Here is a 14,018-nt window from a genome sequence, read left to right as displayed (position 1 = left end):
GCCTCACGTCAGGGTTGATCAAAGATTGTCGTCCCGACGCCGTTGGGGCTATTCGAGATGTACACCGGTTCCTCTACAAAGGGCACAGCCCCCGTATTAAACGCCCCGTAGCCAGAAGGGTCAGTTGACGTGACCAGCGGGCCGGTCGATGCCGTCGTCGTATACGAATACAGCAGCGTCGCACCGTCGCTGGTGTAGACGGAAATAGTTGTTCCGGCCGGCACCGTTTCGCCGAGCGACAAGAAATCGACGGTTATCGGGACGGTGTCGTTCCCGACGAGGGATGCCGGGAGGGCTCCGTACTGACCACCCGAATCGATAGCCGTGGAAACGGGTTGCGGCGGTGCGCCATTGACTGATACCTCCACGGTGGTCAAAGGCAAGCCCGGAACCGAGGCGTTGGCAATGGGCGTCAGCGGGTTGGGACCGAACTCCAGGTAACCTGCCGTGGGGCTAGTTGCGTTTATGAGCACGCCCTCATTCAGTTGGCCCGGCAACGACGCGGTCACAGGGCTGGGGTTCGGGCCTAACGCGTTCGGGCCAATACCCAAAATGCCGGTACCGCTTTCACCGTAGTTGGTAAAGGGGGGCACGTCAGGAAACGCCCATATGAAAGTCGGTAATTTCGTGATCTCGATGGGGGAGAGCGGTGCGGGGAGCGGAATTTCGATGGGATGGGCCAGGCTCAAGCTGATGCTGCGACTCGTGAAGATGGGGACGTGAACGTTGATCGGCGTGGTGACGATCCCATTCCCGAAATTCACCGTCGTGTCAAACGTGAGGTAGTAATCGGTCTTGAAATTCCCGGAGCCGGGTTCGCCGTACGTGACGTGATTGAACCCGGTGGGCAGGCCGAGGTGCTGTAGTCCGACGTCGGTGATGGGGATGACAAGACCGGCTGATCCGGTGTCAACGATCACGGGCACACTTCGCCCGCCGTTGACCGAGATGTCCACCATCTCTTCGATAGACCCTGAATTCACACCGGCTTCGGTCATCTGGTGCAGCGGGACGGTCGCGTTCACCGGCGTACCAGCGCCAGCGGCCCAACGTTCGGCGATCGTCATGCCGCTGATTGCGGACGACGCGGTGCTTGGTGTGATCGCTGTGGCGCGCGACCCGCAGCACCCGCCGTTCGGCAACGATTACCTCGAGCTCGTTAGTGACTTCGCCCGACACGCGGCGATTGCATTGGCGTTGGCGGCAGGTCGCGAACATGCGCTCAACCAGGAACTCGCGCAAGCCGACACTGTCGATGACGCCGTGCACGCCGCAGCCGAGGAACTGCGTCGACTCTGGCGAGCACGCCGCGTCCTTGCCGTGACCTTCCCCGCCCACATTTCCTACGCGGAAGCCGCGTCCGGCGCACCACGGCTGGTGTCAGTCGGCGAGCCCGCGCAGTGGTTCGACCTGCCATCCCACACCCGGCAGATGCTGGGCTCATTGCGCGACGGCGACCTACTCACCCCCAACACCACAAAGCCCGGGGCGGCGGCCATTGCACTGCAGCATCCCGACGGCGTGCTCGTCGTCTGGATCGATCTGGCGGAAGAACGGCCATTCACCCTCGAGGACCAGACCCTGCTCACCGTGCTGGCCGGTCGCCTCGGCCAGGGCCTACAGCGGGTGCACCAGGTTGACCAGCAGCGGGAAACAGCGCTTGCGCTGCAACACGCCATCCTTGGTCCCGCTCATCTGCCGCACGGGTTCGCGGTGCGCTATCAGGCCGCCGCGCGGCCTCTGCAAGTGGGCGGTGACTGGTATGACGTCGTGGCGTTGGAGGATGGCCGGATCGCGTTGATCGTCGGCGACTGTGTCGGCCATGGGCTGGTCGCCGCCACCGTGATGGGACAGGTGCGCAGCGCCTGCCGTGCGCTGCTTTTCCAAAACCCCAGTCCCGCTACCGCTCTCGAGTGGCTGGACCGCTTCGCCGCACGGTTGCCCGGCGCCCAATGCACCACCGCCGTCTGCGCGGTGCTCAACCCCGACACCGGTGAACTCATGTACTCCAGCGCCGGGCACCCGCCGCCAATCCTGGTGCACGCCGACGGGACCACCCAGTTGCTCGACGATGGCCACACCATTGCATTGGGAATACGCCCCCACCGGTCCCGCCCCGAAGCCAGCGTGACTCTGCCGGCGCGCGCCACCCTGCTGCTCTACACCGACGGTCTGGTCGAGCGCCGCCGCATTCCACTGGACGTCGGCATCGCCCGCGCTGCTGCCTTCGTTCAAGAGGGCCTCGAGTCCCCGCTGGATGACTTGGCGAACCAGATCATGTCCCGTCTCGCGCCGAGTGGCGGCTATGAGGATGACATTGCGCTCCTGCTCTACCGGCATCCCGCCCCACTGGAGCTGAAGTTTCCCGCCCACATCAGTCAGGTCGCCACGACCCGCATGGCCTTACGCAGCTGGTTGAAACGAGTTGGGGTGAACCCGGGCGAGACTATGAAGGTGCTCATTGCCGCCGGAGAAGCCGTCGCCAACGCCATCGAGCACGGACACCGCCAAAGTCCGGAGGGCACAATTCGTCTGGACGCGACCGCGCTGGTCGACCAGGTGCAGTTGACCATCACCGACACCGGCTCGTGGAAGACGCCGCAACCGGCCGCCAATGCCCATCGCGGTCGCGGTATCACTCTCATGCGAGGCCTCATGCACGACGTGACCATCAATCCCGACACAACCGGGACCACAGTTCACCTATCCGCGAGGATCACATGATGCCCACGTCGCTCACCCTCGACACCGCGCGCTGTTCCGACGGGAAGCTCATGCTGATCGCAGCGGGGGAAATCGACTTGAGCAACGTCGACGCATTCGACCAAGCCCTCAGCGCCGCCACGGCCGAGGTCGCTCGCAGCGGGGGAACGCTCACTGTCGACCTCACCGCTGTGGAGTACTTGGACAGCGCCGCCATCAATGCCTTGTTCACCCGCGCCGACCACATCCGTCTTGTCGCCCACCCACTCCTGATGCCCGTCCTCACCATCAGCGGCTTGTCCGAATTGGTCACCGTCGAATGTGCGCCGCCCGCAGTGCAACCCTGACCGAGTCGCAACGATCCTGTTGTGCGACAGGGCGATTACTCCGGCGGAGCGGGGCTCATCGATCCGATGTAGTAGGTTTCGTGCCCGGTTGGGTATCCGCCGCCGTCGGTGGCGATATGAACGTGGTCGTAGTGGTTGGCGGTTTCTGACCCAAGGTCGGCCGTCCAGCTCCCAGAAGCGGGGCCCAGGTAGATTTTCTGCCGCCAGATCACATGGTTGATTCCCCATCGCTTGGCGTTCGCCAACGCATAGCCGGCGATTTGGTTGCCGAGCTCGATGCCTTCGGGGGTGCCATGGTCCGGGATCATCACGTCGATCGCCAACCCGTTGGGATGCCACGGCAAGGGATCTTGCCGGTACCCATAGATGGTTTTGATCTGCGGAAACAGCAAGCTGATGGCACGCGCCGCCCAAATGGTCTTGACCTGCAACCTGTCCTCCGACGCGACGCCGGCGGGTAGCGCGACCTGGAACTGCTGGGCAGCGGCAGGAGCGCTGGCGGCCAACGACTCCACCTCCGCGGGACTGGCGACGTGTGGTCCACTGGCCGGTGCAGGTCCCGGGCCTGGCGGCGGATTCACTCGTGTGGTTTCAACGCGGCTCTGAGGCTCTGGGGCCTGTGCGTGAGGCTCGGTGACTTGGGCGTAGATCATGGCGGCAGACGCGATGAGCGAGGCCACCACCGCAGACCAGCGGCCCCGGCTCTTGACTAACGCGCCTTTGCCCACGAACAGCACTTTAGTGTCGCGTGCGACGCGTGTGGCGAACTTCGTCATCTCTGGCGCGGCAAAATGTTGCGCCCACCTCGGCTGGTCGAGGCCGTATGGGCGGCTTTGCACCGCCAATCACGGTTCCCGCGTTACACAGGCAGGCATCTGGTTACGCTGTATGCCCACGTCGGTCGGATGTCGACGCGAAGGAGGGCGGCGTGTCACTTCTGGCCGTGGTTCCCGACCTCTTGCAGTCGGCGGCAGCCGATTTGGTCAGTATCGATTCGGAGCTGAACGCGGCGCGCACGGCGGCCGCGGTGTCGACCACTGGGCTGGTCGCTGCCGGCGCCGATGAGGTATCGACGGCCGTGGCGGCGCACTTAGCCGGGCACGGTCAGCTGTTTCACACGGTTAGCCTGCAGGCCAGCGCGTTTCATCAACAGTTTGTGCGGGCGCTGAACTCAGGGGCGGGGTCGTATCTGGCCTCGGAGGCCGCGAACACTTCGCCCCTGCAGGCTGTTGAACAGGGCGCGTTGGATGCGCTCAATACGCCCGCCGAGGCGCTGTGGGGCCGCCCGCTGATCGGCAACGGCGCGAACGGGGGCCCCGGTCAGCCCGGCGGGGCCGGCGGATTGCTGTATGGCAACGGCGGGGCGGGCGGTGCGGGCACAGCCCCCGGAATGGCCGGCGGGGCTGGTGGTGCTGCGGGGCTGATCGGCAATGGGGGCCGCGGGGGCGCCGGCGGAGCAGGCGCAAATGGTGGGGCTGGTGGTCGCGGTGGCTGGCTGTTCGGTAACGGCGGAACCGGCGGGCAGGCTGGCAGTGGCGGAGCAGGCGGAACCGGCGGTGGCACGGGATTGATCGGCAACGGGGGTGCGGGGGGTGCCGGCATAAATGGCGTCCATGGCGGCGTCGGCGGCAGCGGCGGCTCGCTGTTCGGCAGCACCGGGGCCGTTGGCGCTGGTCCACCGGGAACCGCACCGTTGCAGATCCTTCATGGCGTTGAGCCGGCGATCGACATCTCCGTCAACGGCGGGCGGAGTGTGCCCGTCGTGGTTGACACCGGATCCGAAGGCCTTGTTATCCCCCTGCGGGACATCGGAATTGCGGGTCTCGGTCTCCCCACCGGGGTTACCGGTGTCGCTTACGGCTCGGGGGTGATCATCATCTGCTGCACGTTTCAAACGACAGTGAATTTCGGGAATGGCATCGTCTCCGCGCCGACGAGCGTTAACATCCCCGTCCTGACGATCCCGATCTCTGCCGACGGGTTGAACTTCATGCTCGCGGGCGAGACTTACGGTTACGCAGACGGCATTTTGGGCATCGGGCCGAACGCGGCGGCCCCGGGCCCCAGCAGTGTCACGACGGCCCTAGGTGAGATGCCGGGCAACCTCAACCAGGGTGTGCTCTTCAACGAACCCCAGGGTTACTTGCAGTTCGGTCCCAACCCGCTACCCGCCGGAGCCCCGGTCGTCGGAGCGCCCTTTACCACCCTAGACGTATCGATCAACAACGGGCCTGTACAAGCCGTTTCCGCCGTCATGGATAGTGGTGGTTAGCAGGGCTACCTCCCGTCATCCCTTGGGACCGGGCAGGCCTGCAGATCGGTGCCGGCGGGAACAACCATTTCGGTCTACACCAGCGACGGTCACACGCTGCTGTACTCATACACGACGACCGCGGCGAACAGCCCAACGGTTATCTCAGGGGACCAGATGAATACCGGCAATACGCCCTTCGCGTTGGGACCGGTTTACATCTCGTACAGCCCCAGCGGCGACGGGACGACAACCTTCGACACCTGACGCGCGACTTTCCGGTCAAAACGGGTCAGCGGGCCGATATGCGTTCCGCGACTTCGCCATATCGCTCGAAGCGCTCGCGATCGGCGAGGGCGTTGTAAAAGACGATGCGAGTTGCGATTCCTTCGTATTTGTCGACGAGCGCGTCTGCCAAACCGTCCCACGTCGACTCGGTGGCGAAGGTGGCGAGGTGATCGTCGGTGATCTGGGCCGCCATGCCTTTGAAGTCACCGGCCTTCTGCTTCTCACGCAGACGGGCGGTCGTACCCTCGAATCCGGCCTCGTCCAAGATAAATGCGTAGTTGGGCGTGCTTGCATAGAAGCTCATGCTGGCTCGCGCGAGTTCACGCTCGTTGCGGCGTTCTTCTTCGGTGTCGCCGACGATCGTCATGGCGGGCACGATGACCGCGAGGTCCGACGGTGACCGTCTCGATTTTTGTGCTCCGGCAGCGATATTCGGCACGACGTGGCGCGCGAGATATCCGGGTTCACCGAGCGGATGGACGTGAACTCCGTCGGCCACCTCGCCGGCCATCCGCAGCATCCACGGATTCACCGCGGCGACGTCGACCTTGGGGTCGGGCGCGTCGATGGGTCCCGGACTCCACTGCGGAGTGATGAAGTCGAGGTCGTAAAACTCGCCGTGGTGATCGAGCGTCCCCGTCCGGAACGCGGCGAAACACGCCTTCACGGCGCGCACGTAGTCGCGCAGACGGGGGCCTGGACGATCGAAGGTCATCCCGTACCGCCGCACGACATGCGTGCGAACCTGCGTGCCAAGACCCAGCCGGAACTTCCCGCTCGTCGCCTCTTGGAGTTCCCACGCCGTCGCCGCCGTAACGAACGGACTGCGCGGAAAGGCGACCGCAACGCCGGTCGAGAGTTCGAGACCGGGTGCGGCCTGAGCTGCCACAGCGGCGTTGAGATACGCGGTACGGCCAGTCTCGGTGAGAAGAAGACCGGAGAACCCAGATGCCTTGGTACGGCGGGCGATGTCGCCGATCTGCCCTAACGGCTGCGGAACTGCCATCACGTCGACCTGCACCGTCGAACGGTACCCCTTAGAGAGCCCTAGCGCCCCCTAAGCCTCAACGAGCGGACGCAAGAATTCCGCAAGAACTTCGCGATCGTGGCGCAAGCGGCGTGCCGCAGCCTGGGTGAAGTCGGCCGCGTGGTGCAGCCGACCCGCGTCTCTGTGGTCCTGACGGGACCGATAGCAACGCGGAAGGCCCCCGAATTCAAGGTTGCTGGTGCTATGTTGACGTCGCCGGTCCGTGATCTGGAGACAGCATTCTACGGTTCCGCGCTCGCTGGTCTGGCCCTTGACCCATCTCGAGTAGGCGGTAAGGAGAACGAGTGAGCATCAATCCATTCGACGACGACAACGGTAGCTTCTTCGTCTTGGTCAACGACGAGGAGCAACACAGCCTGTGGCCGGTTTTTGCCGATGTTCCGGCCGGTTGGCGGGTGGTTTTCGGCGAAGCGGGCCGGGCCGCGTGCCTGGAATATATCGAACAGAACTGGACCGATATCCGCCCGAAGAGTCTGCGCGAAAGGTTGGCGCAGCAGGGCACCGACTCCTGATTTGTGAGCCGTCCGGGTCGGCGGTCGGATGAAACGCAATGGGCAGCCACCGCATGCGGGGTGTGCTGATGAGCAGGTCAGGATCCGCGGCTACCGCGTCGAGCTGGGTGAAGTTCGGGCGGCGCTAGCGGAGCTGGCGGGCGTGGATCGGGCGGTGGTGATCGTCCGCGAGGACCGCCCTGGCGAGCAGCGCCTGGTTGGCTATGTCACCGAGTCGGCCGTCGGAACGGTCGACCCCGCCGGGGCGCGCGCCGGGCTGGCAGAGCGGTTGCCGTCCTACATGATTCCGGCCGAGGTGGTGGTGCTGGAAGCGTTGCCGTTGACGGGCGACAACGAAATCGACACCCGCGCCCTGCCGGCACCGGAGATTCCCATCGATCCCCGCATCAAGCAGGTCCTGCACGACATCTTCGCTCGCCTGCTCGGTGTCGAGCGGGTCGGGGTCGATGAGTCGTTTTTCGATTTGGGTGGGGATTCGCTGTCGGCGATGCGGGCGATCACCGCGGTCAACGCGGCCCTCGATGTCGATCTCAAGGTAGGCGCCCTCTTCAACGCGCCGACGATCGCCCAGTTGGCATCGCGCATTGACGGGAACTCGGGCGGCCTCAAGCCGTTGGTGGCTGCGCAACGGCCTGCGGTGGTTCCGTTGTCGTTCGCTCAAAGCCGGCTCTGGTTCATCGCCCAATTGCAGGGGCCCTCACCGGTTTACAACAGGTCAGTGGCGCTGCGCCTGCGGGGGCAGCTGGATGTCGAAGCGCTGGATGCGGCGCTAGTTGATTTGGTGGGCCGCCACGAGAGTCTGCGCACGGTGTTTTCGGCGGCCGAGGGGATACCTCAGCAGCTGATCGTCTCGCCCGACCGCGCCGACTTCGGCTGGGGAGTCGTCGATGCGACCGGATGGCAGGCGGCCCGGCTGAGCCAGACCATCGAAGAAGCGGCGCGCATCTGTTTTGACCTGGCAACCGAAATCCCCTTCCGGGCCAGGCTTTTCCGCGTCACCGACCAGGAGCACGTGCTGCTGATCACGGTGCACCACATCGCCGGAGACGGCTGGTCGATCGGTGTGCTGGCCGCCGACCTGGGCGCGGCCTATGTCAACCGGTGCGCGGGGCGGGGCCCGGGCTGGGCTGAATTGCCGGTGCAGTACGTCGATTACGCGCTATGGCAACGGCAGAACCTCGGTGATCTGGCGGACCGAAACAGCCCCCTGGCCGCCCAAGTCGGGTACTGGGAAGAGGCGCTGGCGGGGATGCCCGAGCGCCTGGCGCTTCCAACCGATCGGCCCTATCCATTGGTTGCCGATCACCGCGGCGCCAGCGTTGCGGTGGAATGGTCGGCCGACTTGCAACAGCGAGTGGGAAGTGTCGCCCGCGAATACAATTCGACCAGCTTCATGGTGGTTCAGGCGGCGCTCGCCGCGCTGCTGTCTCGGCTGAGCGGCAGCACTGACGTGGCAGTGGGATTCCCGATCGCCGGCCGCGGCGATCCCGCGCTCGACGGCCTGATTGGTTTTTTCGTCAACAGCCTGGTGTTGCCGGTCGACCTGGCCGGGAATCCGACCTTCACCGAACTGCTCGCCCAGGTGCGGAAGCGAAGCCTCGCCGCCTACGAGCACCAGGATGTGCCCTTCGAGGCGCTCGTCGATCGGCTCAACCCGCCCCGATCGCGGACCCATCACCCCCTGATCCAGGTGATGTTGGCCTGGCAGAACTTCACCTGGCCATATGACGACCCCGCCGCCGGGCTGGCCCTGGGTGATCTGCAAGCAAGCCCCATGCCGCTTGACACCCACACCGCCCGCATGGACCTGGTGTTCTCCCTGGCCGCACGTTTCACCGACAGCGGTGCGCCCGAGGGCATCGGCGGGACGGTGGAATTCCGCACCGATGTGTTTGACGCGGCCAGCATCGAGGCGCTCATCCGGCGTTTCGAAAAAGTGTTGGTCGCGGTGACGGCCGATCCGGTGGCCCGGGTGTCGTCATTGGATCTGCTCGACGAGGGTGAGCGGGTCCGGCTGGAAGGCTGGGGTAACCGGTCGGCGTTGACCCGGGCCGCGCCTCCTGGGGTGTCGATTCCGGAGGTGTTTGCCGGGCAGGTGGCGCGCACGCCCGAGGCGGTGGCGCTGGTGTATGGGGTCGAGTCGTGGACCTACCGGGACGTCGAGGAGGCGTCGAACCGGTTGGCGCGCTTGCTGGTTGACCGCGGCGTGGGCCCGGGCACGTGTGTGGCGTTGCTGTTTGAGCGTTCGGCGCATGCGATCGTCGCGATCTTGGCGGTGCTGAAGACCGGGGCGGCTTATCTGCCGCTGGACCCGGGCCAGCCGGCGGCGCGGACCGACTTCGTGCTCGGGGATGCCGCGCCGGCGGCCGCGGTCACCACCGCTGCGCTGCGTGAGCGGCTGGACGGGCACGACCTGATCGTCATTGACATCGCCCACCCGCTCATCGCCGGCTATCCGTGCACGGGCTTGCCCGCGCCGTTGGCCGACGGCATTGCGTATGTCATCTACACCTCGGGCACCACCGGTGTGCCCAAGGGCGTGGCCATCACCCACCGCAACCTGACGCAGCTGATTGCGTCGTTGGACGCGGGCCTTCCGGCGCCCTCGGAGCAGGTTTGGACGCAATGTCATTCCTATGTCTTCGACTTTTCGGTGTGGGAGATCTGGGGCGCGCTGTTGCGTGGCGGCCGGCTGGTAGTGGTGCCCGAGGCGGTGGCGGGCTCGCCGAGCGATTTCCACGAACTGCTGGTCTCGCAACGGGTCAACGTGATCACCCAGACTCCCTCTGCGGTAGGCGCGTTGTCCGTGGAGGGGCTGGAGTTCGCGGCATTACTGGTCGGCGGCGAGGCATGTCCGGCCGAGGTGGTGGATCGGTGGGCGCCGGGGCGAGTGATGATCAACGCCTACGGGCCGACGGAAACCACCATCTATGTGGCGCTCAGCGCGCCTTTAAAGCCGAGGCCGGCGGGTTCGGGGGTGCCGCCGATCGGTGCGCCGGTGGCGGGGGCGGCCTTGTTCGTGCTGGACGGGTGGTTGCGGCCGGTGCCGCCCGGTGTGGTCGGTGAGTTGTACGTGGCCGGCGCCGGCGTGGGCGTCGGGTATGTGCGCCGAACGGGCCTAACGGCGTCGCGGTTTGTCGCCTGCCCGTTCGGCCTGGCCGGAACACCGGGAAAACGTATGTATCGCACCGGGGACCTGGTGTGCTGGCGCGCCGATGGGCAGTTGGCTTACGTGGGGCGCGCGGACGAGCAGGTCAAGCTACGCGGATACCGCATTGAACCCGGCGAGATCCAGGCGGCGCTGGCTGGGTTGCCTGGCGTGGAGCAGGCGGTGGTGATCTCCCGCGAGGACCGTCCCGGGGACAAGCGCCTGGTGGGTTACATCACCGGCACCGCGGACCCGGGCGCGCTGCGCGAGCTGGTGGCCGAGCGGCTGCCCGCCTATATGGTGCCGGCCGCGGTGGTCGCGGTTGAGGCGCTCCCGCTGACGGTCAACGGCAAACTCGACACCCGCGCCCTGCCGGTGCCGGAATACCACGACGATGATCGTTACCGCGCCCCGTCCACCCTGATTGAGGACATCCTGGCTGGCATCTACGCCCGCGTCCTGGGCATCGAGCGCGTGGGTGTCGACGACTCGTTCTTCGACCTCGGCGGGGATTCGCTGCTGGCGATGCGCGTGGTCGCCGCAGCCAACACAGCCTTGGACGTCGGCCTCAAGGTGGGCTCCCTGTTCGATGCGCCGACGATCGCGCGGTTGGCATCTCGTGTCGACGGCGGTTCCGGTCGGTTGGCGCCGCTGGTCGCGGCGGAGCGGCCCGCGGTGGTCCCGTTGTCGTTCGCCCAAGGCCGGTTGTGGATCATCGACCAGCTGGAGGGTCCGTCGCCCGTCTACAACATGCCGGTCGCGCTGCGCTTCACCGGGCAGCTGAACACCGAGGCGCTGGGTGCGGCGCTGGCTGATGTCGTGGGCCGGCATGAAAGCCTGCGCACCATCTATCCGGCTACGGCGGGGATACCCCAGCAGGTCGTCGTACACGCGGAGCGGGCGGACTTCGGCTGGGAGGTCGTCGACGCGGGCAGCTGGTCGGCCGCCCGGCTGCGTGCGGCCGCCGAGGAGGCGGCCCGCGACACGTTCGATTTGGCTGCCGAGATACCTTTGCGGGCAAGACTTTTCCGTGTCAGCGTCTCCGAACACGTGCTGGTGGCCGTGATCCACCACATCGCCGCGGACGGCTGGTCGATCGGTGTGCTGGCCGCCGATTTGGGCGCGGCCTATGCGAGCTGGTGCGCGGGGCAGGCCCCGGGGTGGGCCGCGCTGCCGGTGCAGTACGCCGACTACACCCTCTGGCAGCGCGCGCGGTTGGGTGACCTGCAGGAGCCTGCCGGCAGCGCAGCCGGACAGCTGGCCTACTGGGAGCGGGCCCTGGCGGGAATGCCCGAGCGCCTGGAACTGCCGACCGATCGGCCGTATCCGTTGGTGGCCGACCACCGGGGCGCGAGTGTGGCGGTGGAGTGGTCGGCGACGCTGCAGCAACGGGTGGCTTCGGTTGCCCGCGAGCATAATTCGACGAGTTTCATGGTGATTCAGGCGGCGCTGGCGGTGCTGTTGTCTCGGCTGAGTGGCAGTGCTGACGTGGCGGTGGGATTCCCGATCGCCGGTCGCGGTGATCCCGCGCTGGACAAGCTGGTGGGTTTCTTCGTCAACACCCTGGTGTTGCGGGTAGACCTGGCCGGGGACCCGACCTTCGCCGAATTGCTGGCCCAGGTGCGACAGCGCAGCCTGGCGGCCTACGAGCATCAGGACGTGCCGTTCGAGGTGCTGGTCGATCGGCTGCAGCCCCCGCGCTCGCTGAACCACCATCCGTTGATCCAGGTCTTGCTGGCCTGGCAGAGCAACGCCCCCGGTGAGCTGAGCCTGGGCGACGCGCGGGCCACCCCGATGCCGATCGAAACCCAGACCGCACGAATGGATTTGGTTTTTTCCCTTAGCGAACGCAGCACCGGCACCGGTGAGTACGCCGGGATCGGTGGGACGGTGGAATTCCGGACCGACGTCTTCGACACCGCGAGCATCGCCGCCTTGGTCGAGCGGCTCCAGCGGATTCTGGTCGCGTTGACGGTCGATCCCGCGCTGCGGTTGTCGACAGTGGATCTGCTCGACGAGGGTGAGCACACCAGGGTCGACGGTTGGGGCAACAGGGCGGTGCTCACGCAGCCCGCGCCACCCGCGCTGTCGATCCCGGCGGCGTTGGCCGTGCAAGTCGAGCGCACCCCCGACGCGGTCGCGCTGAGCTTCGGGGATCTCTCGATGACCTATCGGGAGTTCGACGAGGCGTCCACCCGGTTGGCGCAGTCGCTGACCGGCCATGGCGTGGGCCCCGGTTCCTGTGTGGCGCTGCTGTTCTCGCGTTCAGCGCACGCTGTCGTGGCCATGGCGGCGGTACTCAAAGCCGGCGCGGCCTATCTGCCGATCGACCCCTCGCTTCCGTCGGCGCAGGTGGCGTTCATGCTCGCCGACGCCGCGCCGGTGGCCGCGATCACCGTCGCAGAGTTGGGTTTCCGGCTTGACGGCTGTGACCTGCCGGTGATCTTCGTGGACGATCCCCGGATCCCCGGCCCCCCGTGCACGGCCCTGCCGTCGCCGGCCCCCGATGACCTCGCCTACATCATCTACACCTCGGGCACGACCGGTGTGCCCAAGGGGGTGGCCATCACCCACCACAACATCACGCAACTTTTCGAACTCACGAATTTCTTTGAAACGGGCGGCGAATCAACGTCTTTCAGCGTGAGCCAGTGGCATTCCTATGCATTCGACGTCTCGGCGTGGGAGATCTGGGGCGCGCTGTTGGGCGGGGGCCGCCTGGTGGTGGTGCCCGACGAGGTGGCCGGCTCGCCGAGCGATCTGCACGCGTTGCTGGCCGCCGAACGAATCAACGTGGTAAGCCAAACCCCTTCGGCGGTAAGAATGTTGCCGCCGGTGGGTCTGGAATCGGCGGCGCTGGTGGTGGCTGGTGAGGCCTGCCCGGCCGAGGTGGTGGACAGTTGGGCGCGCGGGCGGGTGATGATCAACGCCTACGGCCCGACCGAGACAACGATCTATGCGTCGATGAGCACGGCTCTAAAGGCGGGGCCGCCGGGCTCCGGAGCGCCGCCGATCGGTTCGCCGGTCGCCGGGGCGGCGTTGTTCGTCCTGGACGCGTGGCTGCGGCCGGTGCCGCCCGGGGTCGTCGGCGAGTTGTACGTGTCGGGTCGCGGCGTGGGCAGCGGATATTGGCGTCGCTCCGGGTTGACGGCGTCGCGGTTCGTGGCCTGTCCATTTGCGGCGGGACAGCGCATGTATCGCACCGGGGATCTGGTGCGGTGGCGCTCCGACGGCCAGCTGGACTACCTCGGCCGCGCCGACGAACAAGTCAAGATTCGCGGCTATCGCATCGAGTGCGGTGAAGTTGCCACGGCTCTGACCGGCCTGGACGGGGTAGCGCAGGCGGTTGTGATCGCCCGCGAGGACCGCCCGGGCGACAAGCGTCTGGTGGGTTACGTCACCGGAACCGCGGATCCAGGTCGGCTGCGCGCCGAACTGGCCGAGCGCCTCCCGTCGTACCTGGTGCCGGCCGCGGTGGTGGCACTCGAGGCGCTGCCGCTGACGGTCAACGGCAAACTCGACAAACGCGCGCTGCCGGCACCCGAGTACGGCGACATAGATGCCTATCGCGCCCCTTCAACCCCGGTCGAAGAGATCCTGGCCGACATCTACGCCGAGGTGCTGGGCATGAAGCGAGTCGGGGTCGAGGAGTCGTTTTTCGATCTCGGCGGCGACAGCATCCTGTCGATGCAGGTGGTGGCGCGGGCGCGGGCGGCCGGTG

At 66.4% G+C, this 14,018-nt stretch carries 6 protein-coding genes and 2 pseudogenes; 5 read left to right on the top strand and 3 right to left on the bottom strand.

Features of this window, described 5'->3' with window-relative positions; translation table 11 throughout:
- Nucleotides 1-8 precede the first annotated feature (8 nt).
- Nucleotides 9-1,067, bottom strand: a complete 1,059-nt coding sequence (locus ACLP9N_RS15225) for a PecA family PE domain-processing aspartic protease (protein WP_442408201.1) — start codon at nucleotides 1,065-1,067, stop codon at nucleotides 9-11.
- Here ACLP9N_RS15225 and ACLP9N_RS15220 point away from each other — a divergent pair.
- Both ACLP9N_RS15220 and ACLP9N_RS15215 read left to right on the top strand, forming a co-directional pair.
- Nucleotides 1,048-2,724, top strand: a pseudogene (locus tag ACLP9N_RS15220) (ATP-binding SpoIIE family protein phosphatase); the annotation flags it as partial. The gene ACLP9N_RS15225 and the pseudogene ACLP9N_RS15220 overlap by 20 nt on opposite strands.
- The gene (locus tag ACLP9N_RS15215; RefSeq protein ID WP_442408200.1) at nucleotides 2,724-3,050 is read left to right on the top strand and encodes an STAS domain-containing protein; all 327 of its coding nucleotides are present in this window, start codon (nucleotides 2,724-2,726) and stop codon (nucleotides 3,048-3,050) included. The pseudogene ACLP9N_RS15220 and the gene ACLP9N_RS15215, both read left to right, overlap by 1 nt.
- A gap of 35 nt (nucleotides 3,051-3,085) precedes the next feature.
- Here ACLP9N_RS15215 and ACLP9N_RS15210 read toward each other — a convergent pair whose 3' ends face one another.
- Nucleotides 3,086-3,778, bottom strand: a complete 693-nt coding sequence (locus tag ACLP9N_RS15210) for a glycoside hydrolase (protein WP_442408199.1) — start codon at nucleotides 3,776-3,778, stop codon at nucleotides 3,086-3,088.
- A gap of 200 nt (nucleotides 3,779-3,978) precedes the next feature.
- Between ACLP9N_RS15210 and ACLP9N_RS15205 the strand changes: the two are divergent.
- A pseudogene (locus tag ACLP9N_RS15205) lies at nucleotides 3,979-5,568 on the top strand (PecA family PE domain-processing aspartic protease).
- 25 nt (nucleotides 5,569-5,593) lie between these two features.
- Here ACLP9N_RS15205 and ACLP9N_RS15200 read toward each other — a convergent pair.
- Complete coding sequence (locus tag ACLP9N_RS15200) at nucleotides 5,594-6,610, bottom strand: TIGR03617 family F420-dependent LLM class oxidoreductase (protein WP_442408198.1); 1,017 nt, start codon at nucleotides 6,608-6,610, stop codon at nucleotides 5,594-5,596.
- A 311-nt stretch (nucleotides 6,611-6,921) separates the two neighbouring features.
- On the opposite strand from ACLP9N_RS15200, the gene ACLP9N_RS15195 reads away from it, so the two are divergent.
- A complete protein-coding gene (locus ACLP9N_RS15195; protein ID WP_442408197.1) occupies nucleotides 6,922-7,149 on the top strand; it encodes an MbtH family protein in 228 nt (75 codons plus the stop codon).
- 28 nt (nucleotides 7,150-7,177) lie between these two features.
- Nucleotides 7,178-14,018 (top strand): amino acid adenylation domain-containing protein (locus tag ACLP9N_RS15190; RefSeq protein WP_442408196.1); only part of this gene is annotated, 6,841 nt, incomplete at its 3' end.

This window comes from Mycobacterium sp., assembly GCF_052144515.1.
Classification (GTDB): Bacteria; Actinomycetota; Actinomycetes; order Mycobacteriales; family Mycobacteriaceae; genus Mycobacterium.
Note: the sequence above shows the minus strand (reverse complement) of the source record. Positions and strands in the feature narration are given on the sequence as shown.

Coding starts and splice junctions, on each gene's coding strand:
- ACLP9N_RS15225 (WP_442408201.1), bottom strand. CDS start 1,067: ATGACGATCGCCGAACGTTGGGCCGCTGGCGCTGGTACGCCGGTGAAC.
- ACLP9N_RS15215 (WP_442408200.1), top strand. CDS start 2,724: ATGCCCACGTCGCTCACCCTCGACACCGCGCGCTGTTCCGACGGGAAG.